This window comes from Chitinophaga varians, assembly GCF_014529945.1.
GTDB lineage: Bacteria > Bacteroidota > Bacteroidia > Chitinophagales > Chitinophagaceae > Chitinophaga > Chitinophaga varians.
In genome coordinates this window covers 45505-63642 of sequence record NZ_JACVFB010000009.1, presented here as the reverse complement: position 1 = coordinate 63642, position 18138 = coordinate 45505, and the positions used below count along the sequence as shown (strand labels likewise).

Sequence of the window (18138 nt, the reverse complement as noted above, 5' to 3'; positions counted from 1 at the left end):
CATGGCGATTACCATTTCAGGCGTAGGGCACTGCCTCCCTACGCCGATCATCGACAATAAAGCGATCGTTGACCGCATAAATACCACAGAAGATTTTATCCTCTCCCGCACGGGAGTGGTTACACGAAGACATGTTTCCGAAGAAAAAGGATTGAGCGCCCTGCTGGTGCCGGCCTGCGAACAGGCGATTGAACACGCCGGCATCCCTGTATCAGACATTGATATGCTGATCGTCAATACACTCAGTCCCGATCATCATGATCCGTCGGAGGCCTGCTTCATCCAGCCACAGCTGGGGCTTGGACATGTTCCCGTTTTCGATATCCGGGCACAATGTTCCGGATTGCTTTATGGCATGGAACTGGCACGTAGCCTTCTCCTCTCCGGGCAATACCAGCATATCCTGGTAGCCTGCGGAGAGGTACTGTCCAAAAGAATGGATACCTCCGATGAAGGCAGAAACCTCTCTATTCTGTTAGGCGACGGCGCAGGCGCCGTGGTGCTCAGCAACCGCTCCGGTATTTCCGGCGGTATCGTAGACCTGATCATCCGGGCAGACGGCAGCCGCTATGAGCTGCTCTGGACAGCGGCACCGGGCACCGCGCAGTCAAGCTATACAGACCACACGGCCATACCACATTTCAGAATGAACGGCAAACCGATGTTTGAAAACGCCACGCAGCGTCTGTGCGAGGTGGCGCTGGAGATACTGGAACGGCACCACCTCACCATCGACGACATCGATATTGTACTGCCACATCAGCCCAATCTGCGTATACTCGATGCTGTTAGAGAACGGCTCCATGTACCTCCGCATAAATTTGTCACCAATGTGGAACGTTATGGCAATATGGCTTCCGCTTCCCTGGCTGTCACCCTCAGCGAATACATCAGAGACAGCCGTCCAACCGCCGGCACCCTCGCACTGGTACTCACCTATGGCTCCGGCGCCACCTGGGGCGCCATGTTATATCGATTTTAAACCAATAAAACAGCGATCACCCATGTGGATATACGAACCCTCTAAGGTCAACAACGACCTTTATATGTTAGGCACCAAAGCCAACCCGCTGTATTTGTTAAAAACCGGCCGGGAATGGCTGCTTATCGAAGGCGGCATGCTACGTGATGCCGCATTGGTATTGTCACAGCTGGAGACAATCGTCCCCGATCTTTCCCACATCCGGCACTGGTTCATCACACATTCTCATTTCGATCACTGCGGGCTGCTGGCCACTTTGCTGCCGGAGGCCACGTTCTATGCCTCTGCGGCCACGATCAAAAACCTGATGACAGAAAAATACAGGGCCCTTGTCTACAAACTTCAACGCGGCTTTGTCTCCGGACGGGCAGACGAACATACCGTGAACCCATACGACATCCTGGCCGCCAAAAAGTTTATACCCGTGGCAGATGGTGACGTTCTGCCAATCGGCGACCGGAAATTCACAGTACTGGCCACTCCCGGCCACAGTGATTGTTCTCTGTCCCTTTACAGCGACCATCAATATCTGTTCGCCGCGGACGCATTCGGTGAATTGCTGCAACCGGACGACTGGTTCCCCCTTCCCTTCCAGAGCCCGCCGCAATACCTGCAAAGCATCGAACGGTTAGGACAGTTGCCGGTCTCCCTGGTAGCGGTAGGACATCATGGCCTGCTCACCGGCGAAGAGGCTACACATGTTGCCGGCCATAGCCTGCGCACCACCCACCGATACATACAATATTTCGGCGACATGTTCCACCAACACGGGATGGAAGAAGGATCCAGGTTGATCACAGAGAAATATGGACACAACAGCAGTGCTTTTTTCTCCGCACGGATGCATCAGACAAGCGTCCAGAAGGTGATCACTATTCTGCAGGAAACAGGACACATTGCGTAGTAAAACAAACAGGCTTATAAGTATTAAACTTATAAGCCTGTTACCCGCCGGGAGTCGCATCTCTGCCGGAAGGCGATGGGGTTAAAAACAAATAGTATTAGTAGCCCTTCGTTGGTACCAGGTTCGGATTATTCCGCAGCTCTGTACTGGGTATCGGGAACACGAGTTCTCTTTCGGTCAATACCGGGCCATAGGAAAATTTATGCCCCACATAGTTATCAAACCCTTTCGTGGTGAGGTTAAAGGCTTTCCGCAAGCGCGCCATATCAAACCAGGTCACATTTTCAAAGCACAGCTCATACCAGCGTTCGCGCCATACTGCTTCCCGGAACTGATCTTTCGTAAGCCCCGTCAATGCCGGCAGCGTGGCCCTTGTCCGGATCTGATTCACCGCATCATAAGCTTTTGCGCCGGGTCCGCCCACTTCATTGGATGCTTCTGCATACACTAATAATATATCTGCATAACGAATCAGTGACCAGTTAAGATCGCTGTTGGCCGTAGACGTCTGCGCAGCCACATCAAATAGTTTATACAGGAAATAACCGCCCAGCGCCACTTTCTGGCTTCTGTCGTCCTGATTGGTGAACTCGGTAAAAAAGAACTGTCCTTCTTTTGCTCTTAAGTCGGCCGGATCATAAGACTTTACAAAGGCCTCTGTGGCGTATATACCGCCGGTTTCCGCAGAATAGGCAGAGATATTTTTGTTGTAAGGAATGATCAGCGACTGCCAGCTGCCAGGGATGACCTGTGTTTTGTACTGGATCATAAAGATGTTCTCTTCCACATTTTTCTTGGCCGGATTGTGCAGATCATAATATGTGTCGAACAGTTTGTATTGTTTTGAATCCAACACCTCTTCTGCCTTCTTCGCGGCCAGGTCGTAGTATGGCGCGCCTTTCTGCAAAGGGTATCCGGCCATGGTGAGATATACCTTTGCGAGCAATGATTTCACAGCGCCGAGGGAAGCTTTGCCGCTGGCGTCCACCCAGGGCAGGCCTGCACTCTCGGCGAAGATCAGGTCATCTACGATCAACTTGTACACATCTTCGGTAGGCGCCTGTTTGGGGCGTATCTGTTCCGATTTTAAGTCCACCGGCTCCGTCACCAGCGGAATGTTGGCAAATAGCTGTACTAAATTAAAGTAGTACCATGCCCGCATAAAATGAGCCTCTCCCAGCAGCCTTTTCAGCTCTGTCTGGTCCATTTTGATTTGGGGAATTTTGGCGATGGAGAGGTTGGCATTGGTGATGCCTTTGTAATAGTTTCGCCAGTAGTTCTCCCCATAACCGTTATCGGCGGTATTATGCAGGTCTTTGATATAATAGCTGTTTACTGCCTGGCCCAGGTCCGTGGCAGCCTGACCGGTGGCAAATTCCGTCATGGTCCACGCAGCGCCGCCAAAATCACCGCTCATCGGGTCACGCAGGGCTGCATAGATGGCATTCACCGAAGCCCGGGCGTGTTCAGGCTTTGTAAAGTAGCTGTCTTCTGTATAATTGCTGGGATCTGATTCATCCAGAAATTTCCGGCAACCGGTCAGCCATAAGGTGCCTGTTGTTAATACCAGCAGTCCATATCTTATTATTGTTGCTTTCATGATTTCTAATTAAAAAATTACACAATACTATAATCCCACATTCAGCCCCAGCATGAACACTCTTGGTTTCGGATAGTCGTACAACGTAAGCCCCTGATCGAAAGGAGAACTGGAGTTGGATACTTCCGGATCATATCCTTTAAACTTAGTGACCAGGAAAAAGTTCTGCACCGAAGCATATACCCTCAGGCGGCTGAGCTTCAAGGCTGACACGGTCTTTGACGGGAATGTATATCCCAGCAACAGGTTACGGCCACGGATAAACGATCCGTCGGTTACCTTATGGCTGTCGTTGTTGGTGGTATAATAGGCATTGATGGGGCGTATCTGCGCGATAGGCGTATTCTGATTGGCCTCTGTCCACGCATTCAGCACGGTTTTGTAGCTATTGGCGATGCCTTGTCTGTCTTCGGCAGAGTGAATGCTCCTGTCCAGCACATCGTTACCATACATAAACTGCAGGTCTACGGTCAGCGACCATGCTTTGTACTGGAAGGTGTTCAGGAACGTACCATATCCATCAGGGATACCTTTACCGATGATCACCCTGTCCAGGTCGTTGATGATACCGTCGTTGTTGACGTCTTTATATTTGATATCACCCGGCAGCATGTTGTATTTCTTTGCCTCGTCTGCCTCCTTGGTGCTCCATGTTCCCAGGCTCTGTCTTCCGAAGAAAGAGCCAACGGGCTCGCCTACACGGATAATGCCATTACCGGAATAGATATCACCATTGGCCAGTGCCAGTACTTTGTTTTTGTTGACAGAAATATTGAAGGTAGTGCTCCAGGAGAAGTTGTCTGTTTTGATGTTAACGGAATTGATGCCAAACTCAAACCCTTTGTTTTCCATGCTTCCCACGTTGGAGAAAATCTTATCCCGACCAGTGGTGTACGGCAACGGCGCATCGAGCAACATGCCGTCTACCCTTCTGCGGTACAGGTCCAGTTCCAGATTCAGCCTGTTGGCAAACAATCCCAGCTCCATGCCAAAATCGATCTGTTTTGTTTTCTCCCATTGCAAACCCGGGTTGGCAATACGATCGATACCCACGCCGGAGTTGCGCGCGCCGCCGAAGATCACGGTGTAGTTGCCCAGGCCTGCCAGCGCTCTGTAGGCCGGAATTTCGGAGTTACCGGTAGCACCGTAGCTGGCGCGGAGTTTCAGGTTGGAAATCACGGGGACGCTCTTCATGAAGTTTTCTTCTGTTACCCTCCAGGCAAGGGCTGCGGAAGGGAAGAAGGCAAACTGATTGTCCCTGCCGAATTTGGAAGAGCCATCCATACGGCCGGTGAAAGTGACCAAGTACCTGTTGCGGTAGCCATAGTTGACACGCCCGAAGTAAGAGTTCAGTCCGTTGGCCGTAGCCACAGAAGATGGCGGCTGTGGGCTGGACCCGGCACCCAGGTTATTGTATTTGTAGTAGGAATCGTTGAAGCCTTCTGTGTTGGCCTGGTTCTCAAAACGATCAATATGTTGCCAGGACACACCCGCCATGGCATTCAGGGAATGTACTTTGGCAAATTCGCGGCTATAGGTCAGATAGTTTTCAAACTGCCAGGAATTGTACCGGTTGTTATTGACAGCAGCGTTACCGTTATCAGAAATATACTGCATGCCTTTCGCCGCGAAATAATCTTCCCGTTGGTTGATGATGTTGGTACCGAGGGTTGATTTCAGTTCCAGTCCCGGCGCCAGGTGAATATTGGCGTACATATTACCCAGAAAGGTTTGTGTATGCAGGATAGATATCCTGTCGGCGGCCACACGCAGCGGGTTGTCGCCGCCTTCCATGCCCGGATAGTCCCTGTTGCTGGCCCAGGAGCCATCAGCATATTTCACCGGGATGATGGGCAGCGCTTCCAGCACCTGGCGCATCATGGTGATACCGCCACCGTCGAGCTGATCGACCTGTTTTTCCCGCTGGTCCGTGTAACTCAGGGTACCGCCGACTTTCAGCCAGTCCTTTATTTTGCTGTCGAATACCAGCCGACCGGCATACCTGTCCTGCCAGGAGCCCCGTGCGAGCCCTTCCTGACTGCGATAGTTCAAAAATGCGCCGATGCTTCTTTTCTCATCGCCATCGGTGAAACCCAGCTGGTGGTTTTGTGTAAACGCCTTCTGAAAGCTTTCATCCTGCCAATCGGTGTCGTACAGCGGATTTCCCTGGGAGTCGAATAATTTGGGGTTGGTGCGTTTGGTTTTGGGATCGGTATATTTTGTTCCGGTAGCCCAGCCGATCGGATCGTATTTCTGCGCGTTGGCATAAGCCAGGTCTTCTACTGCCAAAAACTCTTTAGCGTTCAGCAGTTCCAGTTTTCTGGGTAACACGCCGATGCTGAAATCCGGATCGTAGGTCACCCTTCCGCCGCCAGCGTTGCCCCTTTTGGTGGTAACGAGGATAACACCATTGGCGCCGCGGGCGCCATAGATAGCCGTAGAGGAAGCGTCCTTCAATACTTCTATGGAAGCGATGTCATTGGGGTTGATGTAATCGATGGGCGTACTGCCGTTCCTCAAATCCACCGGGTTGAGTATCACGCCATCAATGACATACAGCGGATTATTGGACACGCTCAAAGAACTGGACCCACGGATACGGATATTGGTCCTGCCGCCCGGCCGGCCAGAATTGGATGATACGTTCACGCCCGTCACGCGGCCGGACAAACTTTGGTTCAACGAAGAAGCGGGGCGCTCCTGCAGTGTTTCCGCCTTCACGGTACCCACTGCTCCGGTCAGATCTGATTTCTTCGTGGTCCCGTAACCGACCACCACCACTTCATCTATCTTTTTCACCTGTGGCACCAGTCTGATCACCATCTCCGCGGTAACCGGCACCTCCTGCGTGACATAACCTATATAAGATATGATCAAAACGGCGTCGTTAGAGAGACCTTTAAGGACAAAGTTCCCTTCACCGTCCGTTGTTGTCGCCTTGTCGGCGTTCTTTACTTTAATGCTCACTCCTGGTACGCCCACCCCGTTCTCTTCCAACACCTTACCACGCACATCCATGAGCACATTGAATGGCGTAGCATGGGCCTGTGTGAAGACCGTTATCAGCAGGACTAAAGTGGCATAAATAATTTTCTGGCGTAGCGCCATCAGTTTAAGATTCACCGTGGAAAACTGTTTCATAGTTAAAAAGTTATCAGGTTAAATTTGATCATTCTTTACCCCGGCTACATCTGTTAAAGTCGGCCAGGCAATGGCAATAGCTGCCCATGCCGGAGGATGCCACCGGAACAAACAATTAAAAACAAAGGGAGATGATTGGCTTACCGTTTTTTTTCTGGTTGATAAATATATACCTTGACTATTATAATTAGATATCCTAACAATATTAAATATCCATACTGGTAGTTCCTTGTAATATTTTCGCTAAGTGAAATAGTAATTTAACAAAAGGATAATTTTACAGACGGGCGCAGTAGCGGCGCCCGTCTGCCTATGCACTGGTCATTTCTTTTCCATGGGATGCTCCTTCAGCAATTGTTCGGGAGAATAGAAATCTTTTTTGCTTTCTATTTTTTTCCTCACCTGTTTTACTTTCTCCGGAGAAATAGCTGTTCCCGTGTTACCGAAACTGTTACGCACATACGTCAGCACGGCTGCGATCTCTTCATCTTTCAGCAGGCTGCCGAAGGGGGTCATCGGCACCTGGCCCGGATACTTTTTATTGTTGACTTCTATTGGTCCCAGCATGCCTTTCATCACCAGTTTAATCAGCCGCTCGTCGCTGCCCGTTACCCATTGTGAATGGGCCAGTGGCGGAAAACCAGCGTCCGGCAAGCCTTTCCCGTCCGGCTGGTGGCATGTTCTGCAATAACCTTCTATCGAATAAATCTGTTTGCCCTGATTAAACAAGGCGAGTTCAGCGCCTTTCAGTTTGACGTTGCCTCCCGCTTCGTTTTCTTCTTTTACGTTCTCTCCTTTTAAATGAGCGACGGCGGCGTCATAAGCGTGGACCATCCATTCGTCGAGGGGCATTTTCTTTGCTTCTGCCAAAATGGGAAGACCTTTTTCTTTGCCTATCCAGGAAGCGGCCACAATAGCCATCAGGCGTACCCGGCTGTTTTCATCTTTAGCGGCCTGCAGGAGTAAATCTGCCTGGTCCCGCACCTGATGTCCGGTATAACGCAGCACCTGCACGGCGGCGGCTCTGGCGTGATAGTCCTTTGCTTTCAACACTTGCTTCAGGAGGTCCTGATCTACTTTATTCATTCCCCAGCTTACCCAGAGTCCTTCCAGCAGATGATGGTCGTATTTAGGATCGTTTTTATCGAGTTGGGCCACCCATGTTTTTAGTTTGGCGAGTACCTCGGAAACGTCCCGTCCTCTCAGTTCACGGCGGGTCCTATAGCGGGTCCTGTATTCCGGCAATTTGAGATTATCGAGCAGTTCGTCTATACTGGCTCCGGCGATATGGGCCGGTTTCACCAACGGCCTTGATGGATAGGTGATGCGGTATATCCTTCCATGGGAGTGGTCGCGCAGGGGATCGCGTGCATTGTGCTGCATATGCCCGATGAGGATGTTGTGCCAGTCGATGACATACAACGAGCCATCCGGCGCAAACTCCAGGTCTACCGGCCGGAAATTGGGATCGCTGCTCACGAGCAGGTCCATACGATGATGGCTTTTATAGCCGGTCCCGTCATCCTCCAGGGTGTGTTCCTTCGTGCCGAGGAAACCGATGGTGTTATTGATCAGGAAGTCTCCCTGTACCTCGTCCGGAAAGTGGCGGCTGGACACAAACTCCAGGCCCGATGTGGGCCGTACTTTATGTTTCTCTTCTACCAGCTGTATCGATTTATGGGTGTGCTGGCCATAGCGGGGCAAGACGGTGCCGGGGAGCATCCAGCGTACATCAGGGCTGGATGTTTCCGCAAAAAACGGCTGGCCCCAGTCATCGAACGCAATGCCCCAGGGATTGGGAATTTCCAGTTGAGCCGTCCGCTCCAGCTGGTGGCGTCTGGGGTCGTACCTGTAAAAGCCGCCGTTGGTGGCACGTACGGTACCATAAGATGTTTCCACGTGCGTATGCAGGAAAACGCCTTCTCCGGAATAGATGGCCCCGGAAGGGTCTACGGTAAAGGCGTGGCTGCTATGATGCGTATCATGGTCATCGAAGCCGCTGAGCAGGATCTCTTCTTTATCAGCTTTATCATCGCCATTGGTATCGATGTACCGTTTAAGATTGGTGCCCTGGGCCACGTATACCCCTTCCGGCGCTATTTCAAAGCCGATGGGCAGGTGCAGGCTGTCGGCGAAAGTGATTTGTTTATCCGCTTTCCCGTCGTTGTCGGTATCCTCCAGAATAATAATTTTATCGTTGGGCTTAGCATCTCCCGGTTTATAGTGCGGATAGCTGGGCATAACGGCCACCCATAAACGTCCTTTATTGTCAAACGACATCTGCATGGGTTTGGCCAGGTCGGGGAACTGCTCTTCGGAGGCAAAGAGCTCCACCTTGTATCCGGGCGGCACTTTCAGCTGATGTACGGCCTCTTCGCCGGTGAGATACCGGAGACTTCCGTTTTTAGCAGGATTGTAGTTGGTTTTAACGGTTGGCAATACTTTGGTGTGTTGGTCGGCTGCCGCGATGTCTTTTTTCTTTCCTTTAGAAGCCGCCAGCCACACTGCTGAGTCCCGGATCGCCGTCATTTCACGGATCTTCTCTATTTCAGCCGGATAGTTGTCCGGGCCATACGGATCGTACCGGCGACCAAATACATGCACGCCATTGGGGATCTTATAATCGTTGAGCCACATCCAGTTTTTTTCCTTCACTGCATCGTGCACCAGTTGTCTGTTGGCATCGGCCCTGGGGGAAGCTTTCCCGAAGATCTGGTCTACCAGCAGGCTTCCCAGCTTCTTATACCCTTCTTCATTCAGTTGGGAGCCGTCGATGGTCAATGGCTCCTTTGTCTCCTGATACCATTTTTTAGATGGCGTAAAAGCATCTACAAACAACACATGATGTTGCCTGGCCACCTCTTTCATGGCTTCGGTATACAGCGCCAGGTTTTCATTTTCTTTCTGTCCGTTGGGCAGATCGTATTTATCAGAGAGGTCTTCGAATGCGATCGGTGAAACGAGCGCCAGCTGTGGCGCTGACGTACCGTTGTATTTTTGTTGAAGCGTCCATTTGATGAAGGCGTCCAGTTCTGCTTTGTAAGCGTCCAGGCCAGCTTTGCCTTCGAATGATTCGCTGTAACCGAAGAAGGCGATGATCACATCTGTTTTGAGTCTGGTGAGCCATTGGTCGGGTGTTTCAAAGCGGCCCTGGCTGTGGTTGTCCATGGTTTCCACCTGTTTGGCCAGCTCCGGACGGAACTTCTCCGCACCCGGGAAAGCCCAGGGAGAATTTCTGCCGGAATGAGGGCGGAAGCCCGGTGTTTCGCCCCCATCGCACATATTGCGGATGAAGAGGTTATATTCCGGATAACGGACATAGAGTTCCGTTTCAAAATTATCGTAGTTGATCATTCTCGATCCCAGGTTATTACCGATCAGGGAGATATGTGATCCGTTGGAAACCGTAAGGGGCGCATGGCCGCCGGAACTACAGGCATCCAGTATCATTATCGCCAATACCAGGGGCACAAGCGGTACGTACATACCGATTTTAGATAGTCTGGACATTGTTCATCTATTTTAACGGGAATGAGTAAACGTTGGGTACTTATTTCGCTACCCGGTAGGGCACCTGGATGTCTATTTTGCCTTTCCATTTGCGGGGAACTTTCAGTCCCAGTTCATCATGGATGGCGTTGATCACGAGCCGCTGGAAAGGCTCCTGCCGGAAGTCTTCCGGATGGCCCATGGTGGTCATAAACACTTTGCCACCGAAGGAGTTGGTGCCTGTCCAGGCCACGGGATTTTCGATCGCCGCCTTATCGGGGTTGACCGCTTTGCCCATGAGCAGCCACGTAGAGCCTTTCACAGGGTAATCCGGCAACACACGGTACAGCCAGGAACGGACGTGGAATTTTTTTGCGACGCCTGTCAGTATCGGATTGGCTGCCTGGGCGGGTATCACGCTAACGTCTGTGCTGCTTTCATGGCCATAGTGCGTATGTTTTGCGGCGCCGCCCCAGCCCGGAGGGGCATTTAAAGCGAATTCGCCGAAGGCATTCCATTTTTCGCTGGCATGACCTTCCGGAAAATGGAACGCATGGGTGGTAGTACGGAAGCCCATCACCGGTTTGCCGCTTTTCAGGTAAGCTTCGATATGCGCAAGCTGTTCAGCCGGAAGCCTGCGCCAACGCAGATAGAAAACCGCAAGGTCCGCCTGTTGGAGGACTTCCAGGCCCGGAATATTTTCTTCGCTGTTATAATCAGGCGATGCTTTGAGCACAATTGTTTTCATGCCATAGTCTTTCTCCAGCGCAGCGGCTATGAGCGGCATGGTTTCTTCGCTGCTGTACTCATGGTCTCCGGTCACAAAAACTACCAGCGGCTTTTTCGCCTTTCCGGAAGATTGAGCAAGGAGTGCGCCGGCAGTGCCGGCGATCAGCAATAAACAAAGGAGAATTTTTTTCATTGTATGGCGGATTTTTTCTCGCAAAGGGCGTAAAGGTTTTTAAATTAAGTACGCAAAGAGCGAAGATCATTTTTTGCTGATGATGCTTTTTTATTGAATCGCGTGCCGGTTAAAAATGCTGTCCGGGTCCGGGCCCTTGCCGGTGAGGGCAGCCACCACATTGTTGATGGTGGTCATACATATATGCCTGTACGTAGTAGCGGTAAGGCTGCCGGAATGCGGCGTGACAATTACCTGCGGATGCCGGACCAGTTCCCGCGACTGCACCGGCGGTTCGTCCGGTAATACATCCGCCGCGTATCCTGCCAGCTTCTTTTCCTGTAAGGCCTGCAGCAGGGCGGTGTGATCCACCAACGCGCCTCTCGCGGTGTTGATCAGCAGCGAGCCTGCTTTCATTAGTCCGAGCTGTGTAGCGCCGATAATGCCGTTCGTTTCGTTATTAAAAGGAAGATGAAGGCTCACCACATCTGAACGTTGTAACACCGCTTCCATGGCCAGATACGGATAAGGCTGGTCGCTGGCGGATTTGCTCCAGTAGCACACGTCCATGCCGAAAGCCGCTCCCAGCCGGGCAACCCGTTTTCCGATATTGCCCATGCCCAGTATGCCGAGTGTTTTACCATGCAGTTCATCGCCGGCATATTGGTTGCGCCAGCTCCAGTTGTCCTGTTTCACCTGTGCCACCGACCCGTACATATCCCGCATCAGCATCAACATCAGCGCCAGCGTATGTTCCGCGATAGTGGCGGCATTACTGCCCGGAGCATTGATGACCATTATTTTTCTGGCAGAAGCTTCCGCAACGTCTACGTTGTCCAGTCCCACGCCGCATCTGGCAGCTACCTGCAAGTGCGGGCACGCGTCCATCAACGGTTTATTGATCAGCCCCTTCCCTCTGGTAATAACGGCATGGATCTCCTCCCTCGCCAGTATTTCTTTTACGTCCGTGTCATTATATCCCGTGTATACGTTCACGTGGTCCTGAAGAACAGCCAATGCCTCTTCCGCAATCGTTTCGAGCAGTAGTACGTTTTTTCTCATCTGTCGTGATATAAAGTAGCATCATCGGAGCGGTATCCTCTGAAATCATTTCTGTTGGAAACGTATAGTCCTTCTTCATACAGTTCATCCGTAAATATCCGCGGATCGATGTCTGCGCCTGGCGTGGAAGAGATCTCCACCAGATTGCCCGCAGGGTCGCGGACAAACATCTGCATGGCCCCGTCAGGCAGTTTCCTCACCTTTCCCCATGGGTTGATATCAATCACATTCAGCGCTTTCATGCGAAAGAAAAGGCTGTTGAAATCATCCACCTGCACACAGATATGCCCACGGAAGGAGGTTTTATCTTCCCATTCGGAGATATGCAATTGTTGTTCTTCATTGAATTTGAAGAACATCACAGGATAATCAAACCTAAAGGCGGCAAGCTGTGCTAAGCCCAATTCATGCTGATAGAAGGCCCCGGCTTTTTCCAGATTGTCTACGATCAGCGTAACGTGGTTAATTTTAAGTGCTTTAGCCATATATCTTTATTTACACTATACTTTTTGTTTAAAATCCCGTACAAAATCCCAGTCAGGGCTCACTCCCAGTCCCGGTGCGGTAGGCGCCGGCAGATGGCCGTCTGTCACCGTAATTTGTTCTTTTACCAGTTCATACATCATAGGGTTGCCACCGAGGGAAAACTCAATGATCGTCGCCGACGGTGATGCAAAGGCCACATTCAGTCCGGCCATAAAAGAGAACGCCGATCCCCAGCAATGCGGCGCCAGCTCCAGCTGATGCACGCTCGCCAGATGCGCTACCCGCACCGCTTCCGAGATACCGCCAATGATAGCGGCATCCGGCTGTACCACATCAATGGCCCGTATATCCAGCAGCTCATTGATATCGAAACTGGTATATTCACTTTCACCGGCGGCGATGGGAATATGGGTAGATGCCCGCACTTCCGCCGTTCCTTTTCTGTTATCGGGACTGATAGGTTCCTCAAACCAATAGAGGTTACAGTCCCGTACACCGCGACAGAATTGTTTCGCTTCCGGCACACTGAAAGTGCCGTGGGCATCTGTCATGAGTTTGATATCCGGCCCTAAGGCAGCCCGGGCTGCTTTCACCCTGTCGATGCTGTTCTGTACCGTCTTATCCATCACGCCCACGCGCATTTTAACGCCGCCAAAACCTTTGTCCACGTAACCTTTCAGCTGTGCGCCGATGTTGTCCGCGTCTGCCCAGCCACCGCTGGCATAGGCCGGCATCCTGTCTCTGCAGGCGCCCCCCAGCAGGTCCATCACCGGCACATTCAGCATTTTTCCTTTCAGGTCCCACAAGGCAGTGTCTATACCGCTCATAGCAGATACCGTGAGGCCTCTTCTGCCGAGGACGGGGAATTTCCGGCCTCTCGATAAAGCATAGTGGTCGCGCGTGCCATTATACATTTCCTCCCAGAGACGGGTGATATCTTTCACGTGCTTCCCTATCAAGGCAGGTTTCAGTTCATTTTCGATACAGTTCACAATCGAGGCGCATACCCCTGAAGATCCCACTGCTGCTTTGGCCTCACCAAATCCCTGCAGACCGTCTTCTGTGGTGATCACTACCAACGTCATGTCAAAATTGGCCAGTAGTCCGTAATCTGAAGTATGTTGTTTTTCTTTTGGGACGGGACAACGCAACCAAAATGCCTCTACATTAGCTATTTTCATCAGTTCTCTAAATAAGTTTTGATAAAGTATTAAAGGATTGAGTAGTGAGCATGGTGTAAAATGCTTCCGTGACGGACGTGCTGCCGTGGTCTACGAGAAACTTCGCCTGTTCAGGTGAAAGGTTCTCCGGGTGCTCATCGATGGAATCCGGATAAGGGTTGGCCGGTGTACGGTCCAGCGGCGCGCAGAATTCCACGGAAAGCACGCCGTCATACCCTACTTCTTTCAGCGTGGCAACGATCTTCTCCCAGTTGAGATGTCCCATCCCCGGCGCCATTCTGTTGTTATCGGCCACATGAAAGCCGGTCAATCTGCCTTTCGCCTTCCTGATGGAGGCATACATATCCGTTTCTTCCATATTCATGTGGAAAGTATCCAGACAAACGCCGCAGTGGGGACCTACGGCCGTCGCCAAAGCGAGTGCCTGTTCAGCCCTGTTGATGAAATAAGTTTCAAAGCGATTGATGGGTTCTATGCCGAGCAGTACGCCGGCCGCCTCGCTGTAGTCATATATCTCTTTCAGTGCGTCCACGGCCCATTTCCATTCTTCTTCCGGCCGGCCATCAGGAACAATTTTTCCCACGGTGCCTGGTACGACCGATACCATGTGCCCGTTGAGTTCCTTTACCATCTTCACCACGTCTTTTACGTATTGTACCGACCGTGCCCGCTGCGCCTCATCTCTGGCCACCAGGTTACGCCCACCCAGCATCAGCGTTACTGACCCCCAGCAGGACAAGCCATGGTCCTTCATGAGCTGGTTGATGTGTTTCGTATCATATTGTTCTGGATTCCCGGCGATTTCCAGCCGGGTATATCCAAGTGCAGCCACTCTCCTGATGGTGGTCTCTATTGTTTCGGCGCGCATCCAGTTGTGTATTCCCAGTTCCATAACGCATGAAGTATATGAGTGATTAAAAATTTTGGTTTATCTCTAAGAACGGCCAATAGCAAGGCATTGATAGTGCATCAACTGGTTGGGTCCATAACGGGAAAAGAATCATTGCTTCACAAACATATTCAGACTACCGTTGAAATAAAAGTACTGCATTTGCAAAATATTGATACTATATTTACCTTAATTCCGATTTCCCACGTTAGAAAATAAATAGTGTACTAAAAACACCAATTATGAAAGTTGCCTACCGACACATATCTACTCCGGAAGATGCCAGTTTTGTGATCAAGGAATTTTGCCAGCCACGCTTCACCAACACTTTTCATTTTCATCACGGGCACGAGTTAATCCTGATGGTAAAAAGTTCCGGCAAGGTATATGCGGGCAACAAAGTCATCAACTTCAGCGAGGGAGAGATTTACATGTTCGGTCCCGGTTTGGTCCACTGTTTTTGCAACGACAATACGCCTCCCGGCAGTGGTGAAGAAGTAGCCCACGCGATCATCGTACAATTCACAGAAGACTTCCTTGGCAAGGATTTTTTCGACAAACTGGAATTAAGGAAGATAAAAGAGCTGATGCAATTATCCGAGCGCGGCATTCAATTCAGGAAACTACCGCCGGTGCTCAGTACGATGTTTTTTCAGTTCCAGGCGAATCAGCAAATGAAAAATCTCATCATATTGCTGCAGCTGCTGGATGGGCTGTCTCAACAAAACAGTGACGATGTATTGCTGCTGACAGATGACCCGAGAAAGATACACTATAAGGACGTAGATTCAAAGAAGCTGGAATCTATATTTAAATACGTGCTGGAGAATTATCATACGCACGTGGACAGTAAATCGGCCGCCTCACTGGCATGCATGAACGAAGCCGCGTTTTGTCGTTACTTTAAAAGGCGGACCAGCAAAACATTCTCGCAATTTGTCAATGAAACGCGCATCAGTCACGCTACCAAATTGCTGATCGGTACAGATCATGGCATCGCTGAGATATGCTATGCCTGCGGATTTGACAACATCTCCTATTTCAACAGGCAGTTTAAAATCTACCAGGGCAAATCTCCCCGGGAATACCGGAAGGCCCTGGTGGAAAGCAATGCGGGCGCACCGAGCTTCCGGCCTACGGGAGATTGATCAGCAACAGTTATATTTTCTCATAAAAAATAAAATCAGTCATCACAGGCTGCAGTCCGCTCAACCGGAACTCCGTGGCTATTTGTGCCCGGTGATAGGTGGAGTGATTAATGATATGAAAAAGTATCTCCGACACCTTTTTGCTGAAAGGCTTCCCTTTGATCTTAGCATGCCGGATAATATCATTCAGGTCATAGTCATCTATAATAGATAATGTGTGTGCATAGCTTGTTTTATCCATATCCTGACATTGCTGTATGGTATGTACCTCCCAGATATCGGGGGCAGCGTCCCTTGCTGCTATCCTGTTATTCCAGATCAGATGTCCGTTGAGGATATGACAATATAACTTTATCGCTTTTTCAGACGCCTGGTCCGTGTGAGCACGTAATACCTCCAGCAATTGTTGATTGACGCCATGGTTATATTCAAATAATTCTTTGAAGAATGTTTTCATAGCCTGTTATTGTTCTTTAGAAATCAATGCTTCTATTTCTATTTCAATCATCGCATCCGGCAATCCCAGTTCTTTTACGCCAATCCAGCTGCCGGTAGGGAAATGATGAGTATATATTTTCTGCCGGTAGGCGGCGTTCTTTTGCAGAGCCGCCATACTCGTGGTATAGATGTTCTCCAGTACCACATCATCGAAAGTGCAGCCATAATGTTTAAGTACTTTTTCCAGGCTCGCGTAACAATTGGCCATTTGTTGTCCGTAATCGCCCTTCCCTACCGGGTTTCCTTTATCATCGATGCTGATGACGCCACCCACCTTCACGATATTTCCCATCCTTACCGCCTGCGTGTAGCCGTACATTTTCTCCAGTTCCGGGCGAAGCAGGAAGTACTCCGGTTTGGCTGTCTCCGTTTTGGGCGCCTCCTTCCTGGGCATTTCCTGGTTGCAGCTGTACAGGGCTGTCGCTATAATGATGGCTGACAGCGCTTTTCCATATGCATGAATAGGTCTGATCATGGTGGTTATTTTTTTGCAATAATAGCAAAAAATCTTATTATTGCAACTAAGTCGCAATAACAAAAAATGAAAAGAAGGAATACACAAGCCCAGACGGACATCCTGAACGTCCTGAAATTCACGGACAGGGCTTTAAGCCATGAGCAGCTGCAGGCGGAACTGGAAGCCAAAGTTGACAGAGCCACTATCTACCGCGTACTAAACCGGTTCTGTGAAGATGGGCTGGTCCATAAGGTCATGGACGAAGATGGCAAGCAGCACTTCGCTTATTGCGCCGGTTGCGATAAACCGAATAACAAACATCAGCACAACCATTTTCACTTTAAGTGCCGGAAATGTGGCACGGTGGAGTGCCTGCAACACAAGATACATATCCCCCTGCCGGAAGGCTATGTGATCACGGATTTTAACGGGATGATAGCCGGGTATTGTAAGCGGTGTGCGGAAGAGCGGGACGTTTGAGAGGCTTCCGGAGGTATTAAATCAGTAACAAGAAAAGAATAGCCCCCACGGTGCTGCCGGCACGAAAAACAAGCATCCCTTTTACTGTAGCTGTATTGCAGTATTCCTCCTCCGAGCGCTGCATCAATTTGTGTTGTCTGATTTTTTAAAATATTTTAATTTATTCTAAATTTATCAAATAGCACATATTGAAGTGATTGATATTGTGCCAGAAAATAAACCCAAATAGCAGATACCCAACTATATTCTATTATTCCAACATTTTACATCAAACAAATCTCCCCTATCAATGAAAAAAGGACTAAAGATCTTCCTGTATGTTTTTATCGGTCTGGTGGTACTCGGATTTATCGCCAATTTAACGGACAAGAAAAAGAAAGTAAGCGCCACAACCACTACCACCCCAGAGGGAAGCCCTACATCAACCGAAGAAAAAAAGGAGCCGGTGGAAGAGAAAAAAGCTTCAGCATGGGCCTACAATGAAGAAGAAGATAAAATGACTTCTAAGAAAAAGTACTTTGCTCAGGTTGACGCAAAAGAGCTATTGGAATTCGACTTTCCTTACAACGGAGGTTCTACCGCTACCTTGCTCCTTCGCAACAAAGACGGGGAAAACAATATTCTGCTGATGGTTTCTAAAGGACAATTCATGAGCAGCGTAACCGGCGGCGCCGTGAAAGTGAGATTTGACGAGAACCCGCCCATGACCATCCAGACCTCTTCTCCCAGCGATGGCAGTGCTAAAACTCTGTTTCTGTCTAAAGAGAAATCGCTGATTGCCAATCTTAAAAAAGCAAAGAAAGTATTGATAGAAGCAGAATTTTTCCAATCAGGCCTCCGTCAGATGGAATTTGACGTAGCAGGACTCAACTGGGAACACTAAGCTATTATGCTTATCTATAAAAAAGAGCTGGCTAATA

General features: G+C 50.0%; 15 protein-coding genes. 5 read left to right on the top strand and 10 right to left on the bottom strand.

Annotated elements, in window-relative coordinates; genetic code table 11:
• Position 1: 1 nt before the first annotated feature.
• Positions 2-982, top strand: coding sequence for a beta-ketoacyl-ACP synthase 3 (locus ICL55_RS33115; RefSeq protein ID WP_188105976.1), 981 nt, complete (start codon positions 2-4; stop codon positions 980-982).
• 22 nt (positions 983-1004) lie between these two features.
• Positions 1005-1886 carry an MBL fold metallo-hydrolase gene (locus tag ICL55_RS33110; RefSeq protein WP_188105974.1) on the top strand — a complete coding sequence of 294 codons (882 nt, stop codon included), beginning with the start codon at positions 1005-1007 and terminating at the stop codon, positions 1884-1886.
• Between the two features lie 97 nt (positions 1887-1983).
• Here ICL55_RS33110 and ICL55_RS33105 read toward each other — a convergent pair whose 3' ends face one another.
• From ICL55_RS33105 to ICL55_RS33070, 8 genes are all read right to left on the bottom strand, one after another.
• The gene (locus ICL55_RS33105) at positions 1984-3486 is read right to left on the bottom strand and encodes a RagB/SusD family nutrient uptake outer membrane protein (protein WP_188105972.1); all 1503 of its coding nucleotides are present in this window, start codon (positions 3484-3486) and stop codon (positions 1984-1986) included.
• Between the two features lie 27 nt (positions 3487-3513).
• Complete coding sequence (locus ICL55_RS33100; protein ID WP_246496822.1) at positions 3514-6627, bottom strand: SusC/RagA family TonB-linked outer membrane protein; 3114 nt, start codon at positions 6625-6627, stop codon at positions 3514-3516.
• A 321-nt stretch (positions 6628-6948) separates the two neighbouring features.
• On the bottom strand, positions 6949-10137 hold the full coding sequence (locus ICL55_RS33095; RefSeq protein ID WP_188105970.1) for a PVC-type heme-binding CxxCH protein: 3189 nt from the start codon (positions 10135-10137) through the stop codon (positions 6949-6951).
• Between the two features lie 40 nt (positions 10138-10177).
• On the bottom strand, positions 10178-11038 hold the full coding sequence (locus tag ICL55_RS33090; protein ID WP_188105968.1) for a ThuA domain-containing protein: 861 nt from the start codon (positions 11036-11038) through the stop codon (positions 10178-10180).
• Between the two features lie 90 nt (positions 11039-11128).
• On the bottom strand, positions 11129-12079 hold the full coding sequence (locus ICL55_RS33085) for a 2-hydroxyacid dehydrogenase (RefSeq protein ID WP_188105966.1): 951 nt from the start codon (positions 12077-12079) through the stop codon (positions 11129-11131).
• Complete coding sequence (locus tag ICL55_RS33080) at positions 12076-12564, bottom strand: VOC family protein (protein ID WP_188105963.1); 489 nt, start codon at positions 12562-12564, stop codon at positions 12076-12078. The genes ICL55_RS33085 and ICL55_RS33080 overlap by 4 nt, the downstream gene beginning before the upstream one ends.
• A gap of 15 nt (positions 12565-12579) precedes the next feature.
• On the bottom strand, positions 12580-13746 hold the full coding sequence (locus ICL55_RS33075; protein ID WP_188105961.1) for a mandelate racemase/muconate lactonizing enzyme family protein: 1167 nt from the start codon (positions 13744-13746) through the stop codon (positions 12580-12582).
• Between the two features lie 7 nt (positions 13747-13753).
• Complete coding sequence (locus ICL55_RS33070) at positions 13754-14638, bottom strand: sugar phosphate isomerase/epimerase family protein (RefSeq protein WP_188105959.1); 885 nt, start codon at positions 14636-14638, stop codon at positions 13754-13756.
• 239 nt (positions 14639-14877) lie between these two features.
• Here ICL55_RS33070 and ICL55_RS33065 point away from each other — a divergent pair, with 239 nt between their 5' ends.
• Positions 14878-15783 carry an AraC family transcriptional regulator gene (locus tag ICL55_RS33065; RefSeq protein ID WP_188105957.1) on the top strand — a complete coding sequence of 302 codons (906 nt, stop codon included), beginning with the start codon at positions 14878-14880 and terminating at the stop codon, positions 15781-15783.
• A gap of 10 nt (positions 15784-15793) precedes the next feature.
• Here ICL55_RS33065 and ICL55_RS33060 read toward each other — a convergent pair whose 3' ends face one another.
• Both ICL55_RS33060 and ICL55_RS33055 read right to left on the bottom strand, forming a co-directional pair.
• Entirely contained in the window at positions 15794-16240 is a 447-nt protein-coding gene (locus ICL55_RS33060; protein WP_188105955.1) for a DinB family protein, read from the bottom strand.
• 6 nt (positions 16241-16246) lie between these two features.
• Positions 16247-16756, bottom strand: coding sequence for a RidA family protein (locus ICL55_RS33055; protein ID WP_188105953.1), 510 nt, complete (start codon positions 16754-16756; stop codon positions 16247-16249).
• 66 nt (positions 16757-16822) lie between these two features.
• On the opposite strand from ICL55_RS33055, the gene ICL55_RS33050 reads away from it, so the two are divergent.
• Both ICL55_RS33050 and ICL55_RS33045 read left to right on the top strand, forming a co-directional pair.
• The gene (locus ICL55_RS33050; protein WP_188105952.1) at positions 16823-17218 is read left to right on the top strand and encodes a Fur family transcriptional regulator; all 396 of its coding nucleotides are present in this window, start codon (positions 16823-16825) and stop codon (positions 17216-17218) included.
• Positions 17219-17507: 289 nt separating this feature from the next.
• Positions 17508-18101 carry a hypothetical protein gene (locus tag ICL55_RS33045; protein WP_188105950.1) on the top strand — a complete coding sequence of 198 codons (594 nt, stop codon included), beginning with the start codon at positions 17508-17510 and terminating at the stop codon, positions 18099-18101.
• Positions 18102-18138 lie beyond the last annotated feature (37 nt).